Consider the following 20,274-nt stretch of genomic DNA (forward strand, 5'->3'; position numbering starts at 1 on the left):
TGTTAAGATCGGAAGCCCGACGAAGGCTGGGGTGCCCCGGCTGGCGGTGATTTGCGGAAGAGCGGCTTGCGCGGCTTTTTCTCGTTTGTTTTTTCGGGCTGCGCGGCGGGTTGTGCATTGGTGGTTTTCTTTTTCAGCCCAAACATTTTCTTTTTGCCTGAGGTCGTGTCGGCCTTTGCGGGCTTGACCTTCAGCGAATCGGTTTTTGATGTTTTTGTTTTTGTGTGTGCAGAATCAGCTTTTACCTTTTCTGGTTTGGGAATTACTTCATTTCCTTTTTTGTAACGGGTAATTTTCTTTGTGTCGTTTTCAAATGCAGTTACATTTCCATGCAGCTTGCCGTGCTTGTAATGTTCGGTGCGTAAAATTTTTCCTTCGGTGTTGTAGTAATTCGCCTGTCCGTGTTTTTTCCCATTTACAAATTCACTTACCTCAGCCAGTTTTCCGTTTGTATGCCAGTATTTCCATTCGCCGGTTTTACGGCCGTTTGAGAACATGCCCCATTCCTTGAGCTGATTGTCGAGGTAAAACGCTTTGTATTCGCCGTGCAGCAGTTTACCATCAAACCCGCCCTGCGTTTCGTGAATGGCGTTGCTGCCAAACCAGAAATAGGTATAACCTTCACGCGGTTTTATTTTTCCGTTGTGATGCAAAACAGATGCCCGCACCGAATAGGTGGGGTAATTGAGATAAACAGTGTATGTTTTATCCTGAAATTCTTTGTCGCGCCCGAAAGCCACAGCCGACGAACACAAAAACAGGAAACAAAAAATAATGCGCAGGTGCATGAGTTTATTTTTTGATGGTATTATTTCTTAATCATTCGTTTTTCTTTCCCACGCATCACTTCCACAGAATCGCGCCAGATACGGGTAATTGTAATGTCGCCTATTTTTTGGCCGGGCACTACAATTTCACTGTTACCGTTTACCGAAACAAACGCAGCCGATTTTTCCTGTCCTGTCCGTTTTACAAGGCCCCCGTAACGAATTTCAGGCCAGCTGGAAGTAACAGGTTCAGGTTTAGGGGCAGCAACTACGGTTTGTTTGGGTACTGATTGTGTGGATACGGAAGCCGATGTAACTGCGGCCACAGGTTTGTCGAGAAACGGATCGCGGTAGTTTAGAATTAGTTCGAAACTATCGCTCAGCGTATTTTTGTTTTTAGCGTTTAACACCGTCTCCGGCTCCACGTTAAAATCGTCGTCGCCCTGAAGTCCCTTCCAGATTTTCCATCCGATGAGTCCCCAGATTGCGGCCACCACGGCCATGAGCAGGTATGTGGTGCGTTTGTTTTTCATCAGTTGACTCTGAATCTGAATCGTGTGCTGTAAGTTCCTGCGTTTCCGGCGGCATCATAACTCCGCACACGCCAGTAGTAATAACCGCTGCCGGTGTTTTGTGCGCCGCTCCATGTAAAGGGCAAGGGTGCGGGAGTGGAAAAACCAAATGTGGTTTGCGTGGCGAATGTGGAATCGGTAGAAATGAAAAGGCTGTCGGTTTCGCTGTCGGCGGCGCTGGTCCAGTTAAACGAAACCTGTGTAGGCAGGAAAATGGTGGTGCTGTTTGAAGGCGCAGTAAGTGTGGGCGCTGCGGGGCCGGTTTGGTCGATGGTGAAACTGCGTGTGCTGTAAGGTGTGACTTCGCTGGTGGTTGAATTTTCGGCGCGGATGCGGAACTGGTAGCTGCCATCGGTAAGGCCGGTTTTGGTCCATGCGGAAGTACTTACCGTAAGGTTATCGAGAATGGCTTGTGTGGATGCATTGCGCAATTCAATGCGATACAAATCGGCCTGCGTAAGCGGGTTCCATGTAAATGTGACCGTGCCGCTTTGCAGTGAGGCATTGGCGATGGGGTTTGTAACAACCACAGTTTGCTGCGAGAGGCTGATGGTGCTGTCGATGCGGAGTTGACGTGTTACCCAGTCGCCGGTGGTGGCGCCGTTTTCGGGACGAATGCGCCAGGTGTAGCTGCGCCCGGCCTGCAAGACAGGATTGAAGCGGTCGCCGCTTACGAGTGTATCATACACCAACTGCTGCGGTGCGGCAAAGTTGGGAAACACAATTTGTATGCGGTAGCCGGTGGCATCGTTAATTTCTTCCCACCAGAAAAGCGGCGAAGTGGTGTTGGCCGAAGTACTGTCGGCCGGTGCGAGAATGGTCACGCGCTTGCCGCTTAAATCGCCCACGATGTAATCATTCGTGCAGCCGGCAAGCAAGGCGATGAATAAAAAGCCAATCAGTTTTTTCATGATTTCGTATTGCTGATGGTTTGTATGTAAATCACAAGCGAGAGTGAAAGCACCTGTGTTTTATTGTCTCTGCGCGAACGGAATTCGGTGCTGATTACATTGCCCGCATCCTGCCGTTCGAGGTGATGGACAAGACGCAGCAATCCGGCAAAGTTTCCTTCCACCGTTACCGGATGATTGTCAACCGACCAATCCTGCTGCACAAAATTTACGGCGGGCGAAAAATCGCGCAGCACAAGGTTGTTTTGCTGGCAGTAATTGGTGATAATGCCCAGCAGCTTTTCGTGTGCCGCAGCCGATGAATCGCTTACACTGGTTGTGTTTTTAAGTTGTTCCATTTGCGCGCGCAATGTGGCAAGCTGCGCAGGAGCCGACGCGGCGCTGTCGATGCGTTGCTGCAATATTTTACACTCGCTACGGGCATTGAGCGTATTGGTTACTGCATAGCTGTAAACGATCCAAAGCAGCGCCACGGCACCGGCGAGGAGCAATTGATTTTTTCGTTTCCAGCTCAGCTTCTTCATCATTCACCAAGTTGAATTTCTACTTCAAACTGCCCGGTTTTGCGGTTGCCCGGCTGTGCATAATTACGCAGCGAGGCTTTGGCAATCCAGGTTTCGGTAGTGAGGCGGTTTATCCAGTCGTTGAGTATTACGCTCTGTGCGCACTCGCCTTCCACGAGGATGATGCCGGGTTGAAAGGCAATGGTGTCTTCGCGTTGCAGCCTTTCGCGGGGCGCAATGGCAAGGCGGGTGAGCGTGAGCGCTTCGGGAAGGTTGGCGGCCAGCCGGTCGGCAAAAAACGAATGCTTGCCCGCCTGACGGATGCCGTTTTTATCGAGGAAGTAGCGGCGCATTTCGGTTTGCTTTTGTAAGGCGCGCACTTGCTCGAGCAGGTTGCCATTGAGTTGCAGCTCTTCTTCGAGCGTAGCCTTCTTTTCCCAGTAATGCGAGAAGGCAAAGTAGTTGCCCACGAGAATGCACAGCGTAACAGCCAGCAGGGTGAGCCCGCCTGTACGAAACAAACGACGTTGCTGAAAATCGTGTGCCGCGGTTTGCAGTTCATCGCTGCTTACGCGGGCATGGCCGGTGCCGCTGAGGTAGTGTACGGCAGCCGCAAAAGCCGGAATGGCTTCGAGTGGCAGTACCGTTCCGCTCAAATCAGCAGTTTGGTTGTTCGCCTTTGCTTCTACGCTTTCTAGTGCGGCCACTTGTCTTTCGCTCCACGTAATGCGGTGGCTGCCCAACTGCCACTCGGCCGGATGAGAAGGATGCAGTAAGGGAAGCAATTCGGCCGCCGCCGCAGCGCCCAGACTGCAAGCGACCACCGGCAAATCAAGCGCGCGAAGTAGCTGAAGCTGTTCTTCGGCTGCGCTTCTGCGCATGACCGATACAAGCTGCTGACCGTTTGTGGCGGGCACAGCCTGCACCAAAAAATCGTTTACAGTTGCATTGGGCAATACTTTGTGCAGCAGCATAGCCGTTTCCTGCACACCCGATTGTACCGTGCGGTGCAGCACACCTTTGCCGCTAAGCACCGCAATAACCGGCACACCCTGCGGCACGGCTTTTTTGAGTTGTTCTTCGCTGCTGATGTTTATTTCGTGCGCTTCGAGTTCGAGCTTCTGCCGCTTGCGTTTCACCACAACCACATGCGCACAAAGCGTTTCGCCGCCTGCTACCAGTTCAATGGCGGCGGCGCGCGGCGAAGCAGTGAATTTGTGCAGCAGCGGGTGCATGGGTGTTTAATAAATTACGGTTGGACGAACGAGCACCGAAAGTTTGGTGCGCGATTTTGAGCGGCTGCGCGAACCAAAAAGCCATTTCAAACCGGGAATACGCGATAAAAACGGCGTACCCGATCCGGCCTCATTAATATTGCTTTCTTCCAACCCGCCCAGCAGTACCATTTCCTCATTCTTCACACGCACCACCGACTCGAAACTGCGCTGTGTGGTGCCCGGAGGGCCGGTTTCGGATACACGCTGTGTGAAGGATGATTGTTTTACGGATATGGAAAGTGTAACCTGCTCATCGCCGGAAACCATTGGCGTGATGGACAACGAAAAATCGGCGGTGATGGGTTTGAATACGTTGGTGGAAATGAATTGCGGAGTTTGTCCGGTAACCAGGTTGTTGGTTTGTTCGAGGTAATATTCGGTGCGGCCAATGCTCATTTTGGCTTCGGAGCCGTTGAGTGTGGCGAGTTTTGGCGTAGAGCGGATTTTGAGCATTCCCTGCGTTTCAAGCGCCGTGAGACGGGCGTAAAAACTGGGCGCTACAAAGCCGAGGTTGAGAATACCAAAACCATTTATGCCACTGATGAGTGCGTTGATGGCATCCGAATTCAGCGTCACATCCACACCCGGCGTAATGGTTCCCTGATTGGCCGGCGGACGGCCGATTCCGGTTTGAATACCCGCGGCCACCGAGCTGGTGTTGCTTACATCCATAATAATTACTTCAACCAACACCATGGGCACCACCCGGTCAATTTCGCGCAGGAAAGATTCTATTTCCTGAATTCGCGGCTCAGAACCGGAGAGAATGATTCCATTCAAATCAGGAAATGCTTTTGCATCCACACCTTTTTTCAAATCGGCAGGAATATAATCCACTACTTTGTCCACCGTGCGGTATTTCATCTGCACTAATTTGGTAATGCGCAGTCCTTCAATATTACGGTCGCCGATGAAATAGACGCCGTCTTTTTTACGGTATGTGTAATCGGTGGCGTTGAGTACGTTTGAAAGAAACTGATCAAACGTGGCATCGCGCAAACTCACGGTGGTGTTTCCTTTCAGGTCGCTGAAAAGGAAATATTGCAGTTTAAGTGCAGCTGAAACGGCGTGAACAAGCTCGCCGATCGGAGCGGCATTGGCTTCCACCGAAATGAGTCCATTGTCGGTATTGAGTAATGTATTGGCCGGAAGTGTATTGGTTTTGTTGCGCCCGTTTTGTTGTTGTGCAGCAGTTGTATTGCCGCGTTCAATCATGAAATAATTATCGGCAGCGGCTGTAATTTTCAGTTCGTTGGCAAATGCAATTTTTTCGAGCGCCTGCGCCAGCGGTTGTTCGGTAATGTAACCGTTGAGCATTTTTCCGGTAAGATCAGGTGCAAATACCACGTTGCTTCCCGTAATGCGCGTGAGTTCGCGGGCCACCAGCGAAAGGCTGTCGTTCTTTAAATCGAGCGTGAGGTTTTTGTTAACCGCATTCTGAATGATTATTGGCATGCGGCGCGTAACCGTTTGCACCACGGGCGGCGGCGTGTATTTTACAAATACGATAATGTTGCCAATGAATTTCAGATCGAGCTCATAACGGCTGCAGAGGAAGATGAACACATCAATCACCTTCACGCCCGAAAAATTATCGTAAAGTTTGGTATCAAGCGTTGGCTCCACACTTACATTGAGGTTGTTGGCCACAGCCAGTCCGCGCACAAACTCCTGAATGGTCACACCGTTTACCGCCAGATCCACGGAGTTGTTCAGCCCCGGCACCTGTGCCGATAATGCCTTGAGTTTATCTTCAAGCACTTTGAAACGGTCTTCGGGCGGATCGGGCGCGAAACCTGCAAAGAGCGGAATGAGCAGCATCAATGGCAGCCAGAGGAAAAAACGGCGCCAGAGAAAACGGAAAGTTTCTTCGGTGTGAGTCAGCATTCGTGTACAGGGTTAGGCATAGCTGTTGAACAGTATGGAATAAATTTCTTCGATGGATGTATCGCCGTTTTCGAATAAACGGAATGCATTATCGGCAAGTGTGGTGATATTTCGTTCTCGAAGCAGGTCGTTTACCTCGGGTGAGTTTTTGCGGATACGGTCGGCAAGTTCATGGTCAATCGGAATCACTTCGTAAATGGCTTTTCGGCCACGATAGCCCGTGTAGTGGCACGATGCGCAACCGGCAGGACGCTTGTGCGTAAGCACGGTTCGCTGTGCTTTGTAGTTGCGCGGATAAAGCGCGGCATCAAATTTTTCTTCGGTGCTGCAATGCGGACAAAGCAAACGCACCAGACGCTGTGCCACACTGGTGTTGAGTGTACCCGCAATAAGAAACGGCGCAAGCCCCATATCGGCAAGGCGCGACACCGTGCCCCATGCCGAGTTGGTGTGAATGGTGGAAAGCACAAGATGCCCGGTGAGTGCAGCGCGCACGGCCATTTGTGCGGTTTCGCCATCGCGTATCTCGCCGAGCATGATGATGTCGGGATCCTGACGCAGAAAGGTGCGCAATGCGCTGGCGAAGGTGAGTCCGATGCTTTCTTTCAGTTGCACCTGGTTGATGCCTTCGAGCGTGTATTCAATCGGATCCTCGACGGTGAGAATGTTGGTGGTGGTTTTGTTGAGTTGCTTGAGTGTGGCGTAAAGCGTGGTGGTTTTGCCCGAACCAGTAGGGCCGCTGATGAGCAGCATGCCGTGCGGCTGTTTCACGCCTTCGAGATAATCGCGCAGCTGTTGTTCGGTAAAACCAAGAGTGCTGATGTCGATGCTGGTGGCATCGTTGCTGAGCAATCGAAGCACTACTTTTTCGCCATGCAGTGTAGGCAGCACCGATACGCGGATGTCGAAGCGCATGCTTTCCTGCTGAAAGAAAATGCGGCCATCCTGTGGCAAACGTTTTTCGGCAATGTCTAAGTTGGCGCGGATTTTTATTTTGTTGATCAGCGGCGGGTAATCGTTGCGGCCAATGGTGTAGCGTTCCACCAGCAAGCCGTCGATACGGATGCGCACGCGGCAGCGTTCTTCATACACTTCAATGTGAATATCGCTGCTGCCGAGCTGCCGGGCTTCGGCAATGAGTGCGGGCAGGAAATCGTCGCTGCGCTGCGCGGTAAGCTGTGTAGCTGCGGGGCGTGCTGCACCGGGCTGTGAAGTATTGCGCAGGTAGTAACGACTGAGGATTTCGCGTACTTCGGCCGTTTCTGTTTTGTGCAGCACAATGCGTTTGCCCAGAAGCATTTCAAGCTCTTCGGCAAGGCCGGATAAGTTGCGCGCTTCATCCACGAGCAGTTCGATAGTACCGTTGTGCGCAGCCTTGGGCACTACGGCATAATGCCAGGCCTGCTCGGTGGTGAGCAGTTGCAGAAGCTCGGGGGTAAATTGCTCGCTGCTCATGTGCCGTAGATTTCAAAAGCAGGCAGCAACCATTCGTCGCTGTGCAGGTTTGTATTCAGTAACAAAGCCGCTGCGCAGCAAATTGTCATAGGCAGCGCAAGCAGTGCAGCCAGCGGAATAAGCGCAAATGCTTCACGCCGCAGCGCACGGTAAATCAGCACCACCAGCAGCGAGAATAAAAGTCCGCCCACCACAAACACAATAAAATTTACCGGCGAAAAAGCCACACTCAGGCAAACAAGCAGCAGCACATCGCCCAGCCCAATGTGTGTGTCGATGAGTTTAATCAATCGTCGTTCGCGCAACGAAAACCAGCACCACAACAACACAAATTGCAGCGCGAGAAAACCAAGATTGAAAACGAAATTCAGCGCAACAGTTTCGATCGTATTCTGCCGCAAGCTCAGCAGCACCAGCCCGGCCATCAAAAGCGGCAAAAGCCACCACACAAAAGCGCGGTGGCGAATATCCTGTATGGCAATGCCCGCAAGCACCGCCACACTGCCTATTGCTGCGAGGTGTAGCATTAGTCGGGGGTTACTTCTTTTAAATTTTTCTGCTGGTCTATTTCCCAGACATTGATGTTGCCATCGTTATCAAAATCCGTTTTGGCCGTAGCGCGGGCTTTGTAGCCGGTGTTACTTGCAGAGACAATGTCGTAGGTATATTGTGCGCTTTCGGCATCTTCAAGTTCAAAGCCAATCACCTTGAGATCGGCGCTGTACTTGGAGTTTTCGAGATAAAATGCTTTCTGCAAACTATGCAGATATGCCAGATTCTGCTTGGCTTCCGAACTGCGCGCTTTGCTGATGAGCGGCATCAGGTTGGGCAATGCCAGAAGCACAAGAATGCCAATAATGGCGAGTACCACCAGCAGTTCGGTAAGTGTAAAAGCACGGAGGGTATGCCCGGTAATCTTTTTTGTCATTGGGGTGGGTCGTGATTGAGCAAATATAGGACGTGGTAATGGTTTTCTGGAGGAGGGAGGAAATAAATTCTGTTTGACGATTTTATTATTTGAGCAAACAGGTGTGTTGGTGTACAGGTAATTTGCAGATATACAGTCTTTTATATTTACCTCCGAAAGAAAAGATGAAGAGAGAGCTTATCAGGTTGAGAAAATCTTGTCAAAAAAATAGTTTACTAAAAATCAGCGTACTACATTTTTTCTAATGGTTTTTTTGGATGAAGACTTGACTTTTGATTTTGTATAGATGTAATATTGCGCTCAAGACCCAATAACCCAATAACCCGTTTTTATGACCCTAACCTCTGGTAAAAATCTCAGGAATTTTATTGTTGGCTGTATGTGGCTATCGTCTGTGTTGCTTGGCGGCACTGCGTTGCGGGGGCAGCAGTTTAACTATACGTTGCAGGTAAACACTACTACCTGGAGCGAACTGAGCAGTCAGACGCTTTGCAATTCGGTTAACCAGCCGTGGCAGGATAGTTATATCGTTAATCTTGGATTCCGCTTTCCGGTTAATGGTGATACTGTTGAGTACATTGATATTGAAACAAATGGATACATACTTTTTGGTGGTAATCGGAGCAATGCTTTTACTTCATACAGTGTATTCAGATCAAAAATTGACTCATTAGGAAATCATTCTGTTTTGAGTTATGACTTAACAGGTACATCGGGAAGTCATATCTTAAAAATTCAATTTAAGAACGTTGGTCAGAATCAGTCTTTTGATGAAGGATTAAGTTATCAGGTATGGCTTTATGAATCTGGACGGATTGATGTAGTCACAGGAAACAATAGTTATCAATCATCTCCTGTAGATACCAACCAATACGTAAGAATTGGATTATTGGATATGTACATGCAAAGTACTGTGAATGGATTTTTTGCTGGCATAACTTCAACTGGTCCTGGAGGTGAGCCACTTAACTCATCCCAAGAGGCTCCGATTTACTTTAATTCAGTTCCTGCTGCAGGAACCCGGTTGGTTTTTTTACCCGTCTCCAATCAATAGTTCAGCTTATTGTTAAACCCCGTATATCCCAGCGTTATGAGTCATAAACGCATTCAACTTGTCATATTGCTTTTAATCATTCCATTTATTGGAAATGCTGCGAGTAAAACCTGGACAGGTACAGGAGGAACTTCTTGGACTACAGCTTCAAGCTGGAATCCTTCTGGTGTTCCCACATCATCTGATACGGTTTTCTTTAACTCTGGAAGTATAAACTGTAGTTTACCTGCGACAACGGTTTCTATTCAACGCATGTACCTTCAAGGAACATACACAGGTACAATTACAATGGGCACAGGTGCATTAAACTTAACCAATGCAACTCGTACTTTTACCCAAAGCAGCGGAACATTTACTGGTAGTGGTGCTACACTAACAATTTCGGGTCCCTTTGTACAAACGGGAGGGACGTTCACAGCACCAACCGGAGTATTGGCTGCTTTGAGTATGAATTTCGGGAGCTCAGGGTCTTTTAATAATAATAACGGAATTGTACGGATTACGGGTACATCCACGTTAACTGTAGCAACATCCAGAACGGTCAACTTCCATCAGTTGATAATTTCGCCAACAGCCTTAGCTACTGTAGTGACTATTGCCAGTAATGGGACCTTTAACGTGAATAATTTATTTCGTATTAGTGGTTCTCGTTCTGTTCAGATTAATAAACAAGCTGTGGGTAATGGTATTTTGAATCTTAAAGGGAATATGTCTGTGCCAAACACACAAACTTCTACCGCAGGCACAGCCACACTAATTTTCAATGCTTCCTCTGGAGTAAAACAATATTTTACAGGGAATAACACCGAATATGCCTGCCGTTTGCCACTCATTCAGGTTGCAAAAACAACTACGGATTCACTTGTTTTAGATAGCATTCTTACTATTGCAGGAGGGCTTACCCATATTTCCGGGCAGATAGCCTATCGTCCTTTGAGTATGATTTGTTTCGTAAATACGCAAACAATTAGCTGGAACAATCAACCCTTAAATCATGTGAAATTTAATGGTGGCTCAACTTATACTTTAGCAACCGGAAGTACGCTGCGGATTATGGGAAAACTTTCCTTTATTGCAAGTACTGCTTGGAATTTGAATCAGGGGACTTTAGAATGTTTTGGAAGTATTGACATGGTTTCGACCTTTGTAAACTCGGTTGCAGCTAACGCTACATCCATTGTAGTTAAAGGTGGCGGGGTAAGAGAGTTAAAAGGAAGCGGAACTGCAGGAGGGGGAAGATTCCCTGCAATCACAATTGATGCCGATTCTCTTGCGGGTGATACGCTTAAACTAACGAGCGTAATTTCTCTAGGGGGGAATTTTAATTATTCGAAAGGACGCGTGGTGAGTAATCCCGCAAATCCGGGTTCGTTTGCTTGTTATGCTAATATGAATTATGATGCGGAAAGCTCAACAGGTCAGGTTATCAGTATTCACAATTTTAGCGTTTCTTCAGGTACAGTAACGCTTGGAGGAAACATGCGTATTATTAACAATATTTCTATTAGTTCAGGTACTACGTTGAATGCGAATACACGCAATATCAATTTCGGTGGTAACTGGACAAATAACAATGGAACGTTCACTCCAAGTACAGGAACTGTTACCGTTGAAGGGGCAGACGACAGGGCGATCAGAAAGACAAACGGAGGGACTTTGCTTACCGAAACGTTTAGTAATCTTAGCTTCAACAGAACTTCAGGTAAGATCAGGTTAAAATCACCCGTAGCAATTACAGGTGTGATGACATTGACTAAGGGACGTGTTATTGCCCAAACAAATACTCATTTAAGTTTTGTGGCAGGTTCGTCCTATACCGGAGGCGGCAATGGAGCTTATGTGGCCGGGCCTGTTCGTAAAACTGGAAATACCGCTTTCGTTTTTCCTCTTGGCGACTCTACACTGGTGGATTCGGTGGCGTGGCATCCATTGGGAATTTCAGCGCCTGCGGCTACAGGTGATGTGTTTGAGGCTATTTATTCGGCTGCCGCTCCCCCTGCCGGTACTATGGCCGACGATCTCGGAAGTTTATCGGCTACCGGAAACTGGACTCTTACACGCATTGGTGCGGGAACTTCGTCATTGCGTGTAACGCTTTACTGGAATGCAAATGTATCGTCTATCGACTGGGAAAATGCGCAGGTGGCCTATCGAAATGGTTCTTCGTGGAGTTCATTAGGTCAACAATCTTACACCGCTACCTGGCCGGTGGGTTCGGTTACCGCATCGTCCCTACAGGCTGTAAGTACAACTCCTGTTCAGTTTGCCATTGCTGTTAAAAATTCTGCTGGTTTTGCCTCGCTGGAGCGCAAACTTAGTGATTCGTACTACAACTCGCGGGGCGTATTTTACTTCAAATTTGAAGATGAGTATGATTTCAATAATGGTTCAACCAATAAGCATGTGCTGAGTTACAAGTTGCTTAATGCACAAAATCAGGATATGGCTCCCGCAATCCGGTCATACATGGCAAGCAATAATCTGAAGTCTGAATTTGGCGACAACCGGTTCATGATTAACCTTGCTACCTCATCAGGTGCGCTTGCGGCAGGCTATTATGTGCTGGAAGTGACTGATGAAAAAGGACAGAAATGGTTTTTACGCATTCGCATCAGTTAATACACAATGGAAAGAAAACATCATCTTATTTACGGTTCAGCAGTATTGCTGCTTGCAGTAGCTCTTGTTGTCTTGGTTATTAAGCCGGGCGGACAAAAGTTCGGGTATATTGAAGTAGGTAAAGTAGTAGAGAACTTTACCATGAAAAAGGAGCTGGAAGCCAGAATGACTACCACACAGCAACAGCGCAAAACCATTCTCGACAGCATGGAAATACGCTTGCGTGGCATTGCGGCTACTTTGCCAGCCGATGCCAAAGAAACCAACCCGGAAGTACAAGCCTTTACCCGAGACCGCGATCAATATCTTGATCTTAAAAAGCGATTCGATGAAGACAATTTGGCCTTGGAACAACAGTTGAATACGCAGTTGTTTAATCAACTCAATCAATACATCAAAGACTACGGTAAGGAAAATGGCTATCGCTACATTTTCGGTGCTGAAGGCAGTGGTACCATGATGTATGCGCAGGAAAACGACGATTTAACGCAACAAGTTACAGCCTACATCAACAGCCGTTACAAGACCACCAAATAAAATGAAACGTTTTTCATCGTTTTTAGTGTTGCCATTTCTACTTCTGCTTGCCGGTTGCGCAAAGCAGGCTCTTGAGCCTGTGCAATACCGGGCATGGGTGGAAGATGAGGACAATGGATTGAAAGTGGTGAAAAATGTGGGCGATCTGGTATTCACACTTCAGCATTGCCCAATTGATTATTTGATTTTGCGCGAGCAGGATCAAACACCTACAACCGAACAGATGAACACCCGCCGCAAAGACTTGCAGGGTGCGGAATACTATCATCTGCGCATTGGCACAAAAAACAAATCGGATGTGATGCAATATGGCAATGCCAGCCCGGAAGATTTAATCCGCCGCAGTGATGCACTGAACTTTGCGTTTCAGCAGTCGATCTTTCTTTGCGCCGGTACTGATACGCTTCCCTGTACAGTATATCAGTTTGAAAACTCCTACGGTCTTTCGCCCGATATCGTAATCAACCTCGGTTTTGCTACCGATGCCAAAACACAAGGCCAGCCCCGCGAACTGTTTATTGATGAGCAGTTGTTTGGTACTGGTCCGCTTTACCTGAAAATTAACTCAAGCGCCATACAGTCAACCCCGCTTCTGCGCCTGTAGCAGCAGCCCCGAATACATACTTACTATGATGTTCACCAATATCCACAAGAAAAAATGGGCCCGCATTGTGGCCGCCTACATTGCACTGAACCTGCTTGCCGAGTTCACCATGCCTGTGGCTGCCTTTGCCTTAACCTCAGGCCCTGCCCAGGAAGAATTTGCCTCGTTTGAACCGGCCAGTACCTCTGACATGGTCGATCTCTATACGGGCGATTTTACCTACAACCTGCCTTTGCTTTCGGTGCCCGGTCCCAATGGCGGATATCCCATTAACCTGGCCTACCACTCTGGTATTGGTATGGAACAGGAAGCAAGCTGGGTGGGGCTTGGCTGGAATATTAACGTGGGAGCGATTAATAGGAATTTGCGAGGGTTGCCGGATGATTTTGCGGGGGAAGTGGTGACTACTAAAAATCATTTGAAGAAGGATTGGACAGTAGGGTTGAATTTGCCGTCTTTGCCTCTTGAGAAGTATGCTAAAGAGGAAATGTTTGGGCAGCCTACCAACATTAATAATGCGCCAAGATTTTATAGTCAGATTTATTACAATAGCTATAGGGGATTAGGAGTTAGAGCGACTTTAGCTGATAGAAGTAATAAGTCTCTTAAATTAGGCAGATTTCAATTGAATGCAGGGTTAAACTTAGTTTTTGATTCTCAAAATGGTATAGGCATTTCACCTTCATTAAGTGTTGAGAATCAATCAAAATTATTAAAAACTAATATAGATGGAACTTACTCGATGAGCTTTAGTTCCAGAGAGGGTTTTCAAGGTTCATCATTTGCAGGTTCTACAACACTGAGCGGGAAAGTTCATTATGTTAAACAAAAAATGTCCGGTACAAGTAGTGTTTCCACAAATAGTTTTATTTCTTTCGGAAGATTATCGAGCGTTCCTTCTGTTGGATTACCTATGAATAATACTACAGTAAATTTTGGTATTCATTTTGGTACATCGGTACCTAATCCGCCCAACCCTCCCGCTCCGGAGCCATTTGGAAAATATTATGCTCAAACCTACTCTTCATGGTCTGGTGTTTATAACGAAACAGAAGTAGCTAACAATGGTAATGAAAACAGAGCAGCCTACGGTTTCCTGAATATTGGAGTTGGTGATGACTATGAAAATTCACTTAATGATGTAGCGAGAGAAAATATTCCTTACTCGAAAAAGGTTCCCAACCTAGCACCCTCATCGTTAACTTACGACTTATTTAGTGTATCGGGGCAGGGTACTGGAGGTATGTTCAGACCCATCCGAAATCAGGCGGCAATTATTTCATCTCCAAGAAAGGAGACTAATACAAAATCATATTCTGCTGATGTTGAACTGGGTGCCTACCCAACAACCTCGCATTTAGGTCTTGGTATTGCGATTGGTACAGGTCTAAACTCTTCCGGTATGTGGATTAATCATGGCTTACTGCCTGATAATCAGACTGCGCTATCTGGTTTTGATGATGAAGCTGCGGCCACACTTACAAACTATGAACCCTGGTTTTTTCAACTTATCGGTGAAAAAAATGGAGTGTTAGTTGGAGATGATTTTTTGGATAAATGGGGTGGCGGAGATGCCGCCTATAAAATAGCACTAACCAAAAGTAATGATCCAGACTGGTCTGAAAGACAATTTGTAGCTACAGATAAACTTGGAACGGAAGAATATAATCCTGCATCCTTAACTATCGGTGCAGGATCCAGAGTTAAACCAATACGTGCAGCCCGATCTACTAATATCGAGGTGAACTATGTGGGGGATATTTTAAACCTGCAAATACCTAATATTGCCTCTAAAGTAAATGTAAGAAACGGTTACTCTTCATCGTCTCAAATCTCTCGAGGCCAACTTTTAACCAATCGCCCCTCTAATCACATTGCCGAAATAAGTATGCTTCAGGCCGATGGTATGAGATACAATTATGCTTTACCCGCATATAATGAGAGCCAGAAAGAAGTCACATTTATTTTGGATCAAACGTCTGGATTAACTTACAATACTTCAAATACGCCTATTCCTTCAAGCCAGATGAATGTGAATAATAATTCTATTATTACTAATAACATATTCAATGAATACTATTCAGAATCAACTTTGCCCTCCTATGTGCATAGTTGGCTGCTGACATCAGTAGTTTCTTCTGATTATGTGGATATTACAGGGAATGGCCCAACAGAAGATGATTATGGTTACTGGGTGAAATTTAACTACGTAAAAGCCTCTTCGTTATACTCATGGCGAGTACCTTATCATGGAGCGAAATATATTCAGGGTAATCAAAATGATCCCACTGACGATATGGGATATTACACTTATGGTGAGAAACAAATCTTTTTACTTGACCGAATTGAAACAAAAACCCACTTAGCTGTTTTCAATTTAGGTGATAGAAAAGATTCAAAAGAAGCGTCTGGCGATGTCAATGCTAATTCTGGTACAGGTACGGATGCTATGAAGCGAATTGAGTCTATTAAATTATATTCTAAAGCAGAATATAATTTAAATCCTGTTGCAGCTGTACCAATTAAAACTGTTCACTTTGCCTATGATTACAGTTTATGCCCTAATGTGAATAATAATGATGGTACTCCTGAAATAGTAAATAGTATAGACTTAAACGCAGCCAAAGGGAAGTTAACATTAAAAAAAGTATGGTTTTCATACCTTAACTCCAATAGAGGACAGATAAGCCCATATCAGTTTACTTATTCTACTTTTAATCCTTCATACAATGAAGGTGATATGGATCGTTGGGGAAACTATAAACCCAACTCATCTACTTATTCTTCCAACGGTTATCCATATTTGAATTATGCGGTAACCGATCAGATGGATTATCGAAATTCGTCATCACCTCAGTCGCTTGAATCCCCATACTTAAATGGACCTTTTGCTAACAGATCAGAAGAATTAGCAAGTGCATGGGCACTTACATCTATACGTATGCCATCTGGGGGGACTATGGATATTAAGTATGAACTTGATGACTATTCGTACAATGAAGACAAACCTTGTGTTGAGTTTTTTGATATTACTACCGAAAATGCCACTGATGCACGTTCTGGGTATTCCTCACCTTCTATAGATTTTATAGATAATTCTTCTGCAGATCCCACCGCTGATAATAATTATCGCATATATTTCAAACTTCATGAAACACTTCCAAGTTCCTATGTGAATGACGTTAGTGGGTCTAATTATATTAAAGATCAATACCTCAAAGGCAGTAGTCAGATTTATTTCCGAACATATACAAAGTTACTTGGAAACTTTTCGCTTAATCAGGCTAATAGCTGGGATTATGTTTCAGGTTGGGCTGATGTAATCATTGATAATAATAATTTGTTGAATTATGTGGGGGTTGAGTCCCCAACAGTCGGGTATATTACTCTTAAAAAAGAAGGATTAAATGAAATTAATATTATCAATAATACAATAGGTACCAATGTGCCTCCTTTTGTACATCCGTTTCGTAAGGCAGCATTTCGGCATTTAAAATCAAGTCGACAGGAGTTGTTATATAATGCAGTTCCATACGCTAATAATTGGAAAGAAAAAGTTGTAAATACTGTAGGCACTGTAGTTCCTGTAATTAATGAATTAGCTTCCATACTTGCCCAAGGATTTAATAATATCGCATTTACCAAAGGATTCTCCTCAGAGATGAGACTCAATGGTTTTTCTGTAATCCGACTTTCTGATGGGGATGGGAAAAAATTTGGTGGGGGAGTTCGAGTTAAAGAGCTTACTTTAAATGATCACTGGGTTAAGTCTGTTTCTGGGAATACACCTAATGAGGATGCCAACAAATATGGCCAGACATATTTATACCAAATGGAAAATGGTGCAACTAGCGGAGTAGCATATGAACCAATGTTAGGAAAAGATGAAAGTGCATTATATACCCCTAAAGAGTATCCCTTATCTACTAAAATTAAAAATCCTCAACAACTTTACATCGAAAATCCTGTGCTCGATAATTACTACCCTGCTCCAAGTGTGGGATACCGACGTATAATTGTTAAGAGTATAGCACCTTCATTAGCTTCTGCCGAAGCATCTCAAAATAATTTACCTTCAAACTCTCTGTTATTTTCATCAGCCCCTATCTCTGAATACACATTCTATTCTCCTAAAGAATTTCCAGTATATGCGGATGAAACTGACATGAATAATGATGGGGCAATATACAGACCGATGCTTGTTCCTGGTTTCTATGCGGGATTAATTACACGTAAGGCGCGCACACAAGGCTATCTCATTGAATTGAACGATATGGCAGGTAAACCTAAGTCCATTGCCACATATACTCGTAATACAAATCAGTTTGAAGAAAAAGGCAAACTTATCTCAAAAGTTGAATTTTTCTACGACACCAAAGACCCTTACGATGAAAGTCGTTCTAATCGTTTAAATAATAAAGTAGCTATTATTAATCCTGATGCTACAGCATCTAATCAAATGCTCTATAAATATGCAGTTGTTGGGCAAAGTGAAGAGGTGTTTGTAGATATGAATGAAGACTATCAACGCAGTCGTACAATCGGGCTAGATGTAAATCTTGATTTACAGAATACACCTTTTGCATTCTTCCTCATGCCCATTCCCACCACCTCCCACTTTGAGGCCAGCATGCGCACCATTGTTACCCACAAAATAGTACACCGCTCAGGCTTACTCAAAGAAACGGTAGTAACCACTGACGAGTCTGTAATCTCGACAAAGAATCTGGCTTACGACTTAGAAACAGCACAGCCCATTCTTACACAGGTAACCAACGATTACAAAGACGACGTATATAACATGGCTTATCCTGCGCACTGGTATTATTCAGGTATGCAGGGCGCATACCGCAATTACCGTGTTAAGCTGGATATGCCTGCCAATACTACGCTTAGTGTAGGCAGCAGTGGTCGTGTAGATTTAACCGGACTTGTGCCCTCGGGCAAAACGGCGCACGATTATTTTGAGCCGGGCGATGAAGTGTATATCGACTTTGCCACAGGCTCTGCTGATGGATTGTATTGGGTATATAAAGTGGGGCCGAATGTAAGCGGGAACAATTATATAGATCTTATGGCCGCCAATGGTACGCTGGTGCCCAATGCTTCTACCATAAAGAGCCTTACCATACTTCGCTCAGGTCACCGCAATATGGTTACGGCTTCGGCGGGGGGAGTATCGTTTAAAACCATAAACGGATTTACACCCTGGTCTGCCAGCGCTCCTGCAAGTGGTACGTTTAGTTTCGACAAAGTAATTAATGCCTCGGCAGTACAGTATAGCGATTTCTGGGCTTCGGATTGCAAGAATTGCAGTGCTGAGTTTGGTTTCACCTCTGATGTCGTGAATCCCTACCGCAACGGTATTCTGGGCAACTGGCGTGCGTATAAGTCGTATGCTTACCGCACGCAGCGTAATCAGAACGACAATATTCGTGAAGACGGTACTTATGCCGATTTCAATACGTTCGACTGGCGCAACCCCGCTGCAAGTCATCCGAACTGGATTCTGGCCAGCACGGTAACAATGTATTCGCCATTCGGTTTTGAGCTGGAAAACCGCGATCCGCTTGGTAATTACTCATCGGCCACCTACGAATACAATTCAAGCCTTGCCACGATGGTAGGTAGCAACGCCCGATACCGCGAAATTGGTTCTGACGGGTTTGAAGATTACCAGATGCTTAATTCATGCCTGACTGCTAACTCAGGAAGTTCTTTAGTGAATTATGACCATTGGGGTTTTGGCGGGTTTATTAGTAAACTCAAAACCAATGAGCATCATACGGGCCGTTACAGCCTTGAACTTCTGAATGGTGAAAGTGCGGAAAACAACTATAACGTGTTCTCCGGTACAGAGTACGATGCCATTATGGATCCGCTGCGTATGTATCAGCTTACCTGGAATGACCTTGTTTCTACCACCATGCCGCTTAATAACCCCTACTGTACGGGTAAAGTGGCTTACACTCCCGGAAAAACATACGTAGTAAGCGGCTGGGTAAAACAAACCGGTAGTCCGCTGCCGGTGAACACCGCTTCGAATTATACCTCCGGACAAATTCAGGTACAATTCTACAACGGCGCTTCGTTGGTTTCTACCCAAACTATTTCGGCCAACGACAATACCATTATCGACGGCTGGCAGCGTTTGCAAGGGACATTTACTGTACCCGCCAGCGGGGTAACTGCAGTGAAGGTTGTACTGCGCAATACGGCTACAATGCTAAACACTCCGGTGTATTTCGACGATTTGCGTGTACATCCGTTCGACGGGCAGGCCAAAACGTTTGTATATGACCAGACCACACTCAAACTGATGGCCGAACTCGACGAGAACAACTATGCTACGTTCTACAACTACGACGACGAAGGTCATCTGGTGAAAGTGCGTAAGGAAACCCGCGAAGGTATCAAGACATTGAAAGAAGGTCGTATTAACACCCGCACAAACTACTAATATGCAAACGCACACGATTAAGACCGTTTTGCTGGCCGCAGTGTTATTGCTGTGTTCGGGTGTACGTGCTGCCAATGGTGAGCTTTCACGAATTTCGCAGGCTTATCAGAAAGCGGAGTATTTATCCATGTCTGTAAATGTGCGCATTTACGAAACGGCACAGGACAAGGAAGGCACGGTGTTCGGTAAAGGCACCATGCACCGTTCGGGCGGCAATTATTACAGCAAGTTCAATGCTACTGAAACGCTCATCAATGGCGATTGTTCGATAATTGCCGACCATCAGCGCAAGGAAATCATTTGTCTGCCTGCCGCCGATAAAGCAGTCCGCAAGCCCAAACAGCAATTGTTTAATGTGGATTCGCTGCTGGCGGCCAATGATTCGGTGGTGCGTCGTGGATTTTCAGGTTCGCTGATTCATTATACTATTTATACCCAATCGGCCGACATTAAACGCATTGAAGTGTATGCCGATACCAACGATTATTTCATCCGTAAACTGGAATATTATTATCCGCCTTCGGACGATGAAAATGATTACGGCGTATATAAAGCGGTAATCGTGTATTCGGGAATCTCTACCACCAAACCGGCGTCGAATGTATTTGACGAAAAAAAGTTTGTGGTTAAGAAAAGTGGTTCATGGACTGCTTCACCGGCTTATCAATCCTATCATCTCATTATCGAATAATACCCCACC

At 45.9% G+C, this 20,274-nt stretch carries 15 protein-coding genes; 6 read left to right on the forward strand and 9 right to left on the reverse strand.

What is annotated here, in order from left to right; all coding sequences use genetic code 11:
• Positions 1 to 2: 2 nt before the first annotated feature.
• The 9 genes from IM638_11350 to IM638_11390 are packed head-to-tail and all read right to left on the reverse strand — an operon-like array spanning position 3 to position 8,300.
• Positions 3 to 788 (reverse strand): toxin-antitoxin system YwqK family antitoxin, encoded by a 786-nt coding sequence (locus IM638_11350; protein MCA6363623.1) that lies wholly within the window; start codon positions 786 to 788, stop codon positions 3 to 5.
• A 20-nt stretch (positions 789 to 808) separates the two neighbouring features.
• On the reverse strand, positions 809 to 1,300 hold the full coding sequence (locus IM638_11355; GenBank protein ID MCA6363624.1) for a hypothetical protein: 492 nt from the start codon (positions 1,298 to 1,300) through the stop codon (positions 809 to 811).
• Positions 1,300 to 2,250, reverse strand: a complete 951-nt coding sequence (locus IM638_11360; GenBank protein MCA6363625.1) for a hypothetical protein — start codon at positions 2,248 to 2,250, stop codon at positions 1,300 to 1,302. The genes IM638_11355 and IM638_11360 overlap by 1 nt, the downstream gene beginning before the upstream one ends.
• Positions 2,247 to 2,777: a hypothetical protein gene (locus tag IM638_11365; protein MCA6363626.1), complete on the reverse strand. Its 531-nt coding sequence runs from the start codon at positions 2,775 to 2,777 to the stop codon at positions 2,247 to 2,249. The genes IM638_11360 and IM638_11365 overlap by 4 nt, the downstream gene beginning before the upstream one ends.
• A complete protein-coding gene (locus tag IM638_11370; protein MCA6363627.1) occupies positions 2,774 to 3,988 on the reverse strand; it encodes a hypothetical protein in 1,215 nt (404 codons plus the stop codon). The genes IM638_11365 and IM638_11370 overlap by 4 nt, the downstream gene beginning before the upstream one ends.
• A gap of 6 nt (positions 3,989 to 3,994) precedes the next feature.
• Positions 3,995 to 5,917, reverse strand: a complete 1,923-nt coding sequence (locus tag IM638_11375) for a type II secretion system protein GspD (protein ID MCA6363628.1) — start codon at positions 5,915 to 5,917, stop codon at positions 3,995 to 3,997.
• Between the two features lie 12 nt (positions 5,918 to 5,929).
• Entirely contained in the window at positions 5,930 to 7,372 is a 1,443-nt protein-coding gene (locus IM638_11380; protein ID MCA6363629.1) for a type II/IV secretion system protein, read from the reverse strand.
• The gene (locus IM638_11385) at positions 7,369 to 7,899 is read right to left on the reverse strand and encodes a hypothetical protein (protein MCA6363630.1); all 531 of its coding nucleotides are present in this window, start codon (positions 7,897 to 7,899) and stop codon (positions 7,369 to 7,371) included. The genes IM638_11380 and IM638_11385 overlap by 4 nt, the downstream gene beginning before the upstream one ends.
• Positions 7,899 to 8,300, reverse strand: a complete 402-nt coding sequence (locus IM638_11390; GenBank protein MCA6363631.1) for a prepilin-type N-terminal cleavage/methylation domain-containing protein — start codon at positions 8,298 to 8,300, stop codon at positions 7,899 to 7,901. Before IM638_11390 ends, IM638_11385 begins: the two co-directional genes overlap by 1 nt.
• A 331-nt stretch (positions 8,301 to 8,631) precedes the next feature.
• Here IM638_11390 and IM638_11395 point away from each other — a divergent pair, with 331 nt between their 5' ends.
• Genes IM638_11395 through IM638_11420 form a run of 6 tightly spaced genes read left to right on the forward strand, consistent with a single transcriptional unit; the run spans position 8,632 to position 20,265 of the window.
• The gene (locus tag IM638_11395; protein MCA6363632.1) at positions 8,632 to 9,354 is read left to right on the forward strand and encodes a hypothetical protein; all 723 of its coding nucleotides are present in this window, start codon (positions 8,632 to 8,634) and stop codon (positions 9,352 to 9,354) included.
• Positions 9,355 to 9,390: 36 nt separating this feature from the next.
• Positions 9,391 to 11,973, forward strand: a complete 2,583-nt coding sequence (locus tag IM638_11400; GenBank protein MCA6363633.1) for a hypothetical protein — start codon at positions 9,391 to 9,393, stop codon at positions 11,971 to 11,973.
• A gap of 6 nt (positions 11,974 to 11,979) precedes the next feature.
• A complete protein-coding gene (locus IM638_11405) occupies positions 11,980 to 12,510 on the forward strand; it encodes an OmpH family outer membrane protein (GenBank protein MCA6363634.1) in 531 nt (176 codons plus the stop codon).
• 1 nt (position 12,511) lies between these two features.
• The gene (locus IM638_11410) at positions 12,512 to 13,114 is read left to right on the forward strand and encodes a hypothetical protein (protein ID MCA6363635.1); all 603 of its coding nucleotides are present in this window, start codon (positions 12,512 to 12,514) and stop codon (positions 13,112 to 13,114) included.
• A 25-nt stretch (positions 13,115 to 13,139) separates the two neighbouring features.
• The gene (locus IM638_11415; GenBank protein ID MCA6363636.1) at positions 13,140 to 19,574 is read left to right on the forward strand and encodes a hypothetical protein; all 6,435 of its coding nucleotides are present in this window, start codon (positions 13,140 to 13,142) and stop codon (positions 19,572 to 19,574) included.
• Position 19,575: 1 nt separating this feature from the next.
• Positions 19,576 to 20,265: a hypothetical protein gene (locus tag IM638_11420; protein ID MCA6363637.1), complete on the forward strand. Its 690-nt coding sequence runs from the start codon at positions 19,576 to 19,578 to the stop codon at positions 20,263 to 20,265.
• The last annotated feature ends 9 nt before the right edge of the window (positions 20,266 to 20,274 follow it).

This window comes from Bacteroidota bacterium, from assembly GCA_020402865.1.
In the GTDB taxonomy this organism is placed as follows: domain Bacteria; phylum Bacteroidota; class Bacteroidia; order Palsa-965; family Palsa-965.

What these genes read in the sequence shown, in the direction of transcription:
- IM638_11350 (MCA6363623.1), bottom strand. Translation starts at nt 788, where the DNA reads ATGCACCTGCGCATTATTTTTTGTTTCCTGTTTTTGTGTTCGTCGGCT.
- IM638_11355 (MCA6363624.1), bottom strand. Translation starts at nt 1,300, where the DNA reads ATGAAAAACAAACGCACCACATACCTGCTCATGGCCGTGGTGGCCGCA.
- IM638_11360 (MCA6363625.1), bottom strand. Translation starts at nt 2,250, where the DNA reads ATGAAAAAACTGATTGGCTTTTTATTCATCGCCTTGCTTGCCGGCTGC.
- IM638_11365 (MCA6363626.1), bottom strand. Translation starts at nt 2,777, where the DNA reads ATGATGAAGAAGCTGAGCTGGAAACGAAAAAATCAATTGCTCCTCGCC.
- IM638_11370 (MCA6363627.1), bottom strand. Translation starts at nt 3,988, where the DNA reads ATGCACCCGCTGCTGCACAAATTCACTGCTTCGCCGCGCGCCGCCGCC.
- IM638_11375 (MCA6363628.1), bottom strand. Translation starts at nt 5,917, where the DNA reads ATGCTGACTCACACCGAAGAAACTTTCCGTTTTCTCTGGCGCCGTTTT.
- IM638_11380 (MCA6363629.1), bottom strand. Translation starts at nt 7,372, where the DNA reads ATGAGCAGCGAGCAATTTACCCCCGAGCTTCTGCAACTGCTCACCACC.
- IM638_11385 (MCA6363630.1), bottom strand. Translation starts at nt 7,899, where the DNA reads ATGCTACACCTCGCAGCAATAGGCAGTGTGGCGGTGCTTGCGGGCATT.
- IM638_11390 (MCA6363631.1), bottom strand. Translation starts at nt 8,300, where the DNA reads ATGACAAAAAAGATTACCGGGCATACCCTCCGTGCTTTTACACTTACC.
- IM638_11395 (MCA6363632.1), top strand. Translation starts at nt 8,632, where the DNA reads ATGACCCTAACCTCTGGTAAAAATCTCAGGAATTTTATTGTTGGCTGT.
- IM638_11400 (MCA6363633.1), top strand. Translation starts at nt 9,391, where the DNA reads ATGAGTCATAAACGCATTCAACTTGTCATATTGCTTTTAATCATTCCA.
- IM638_11405 (MCA6363634.1), top strand. Translation starts at nt 11,980, where the DNA reads ATGGAAAGAAAACATCATCTTATTTACGGTTCAGCAGTATTGCTGCTT.
- IM638_11410 (MCA6363635.1), top strand. Translation starts at nt 12,512, where the DNA reads ATGAAACGTTTTTCATCGTTTTTAGTGTTGCCATTTCTACTTCTGCTT.
- IM638_11415 (MCA6363636.1), top strand. Translation starts at nt 13,140, where the DNA reads ATGATGTTCACCAATATCCACAAGAAAAAATGGGCCCGCATTGTGGCC.
- IM638_11420 (MCA6363637.1), top strand. Translation starts at nt 19,576, where the DNA reads ATGCAAACGCACACGATTAAGACCGTTTTGCTGGCCGCAGTGTTATTG.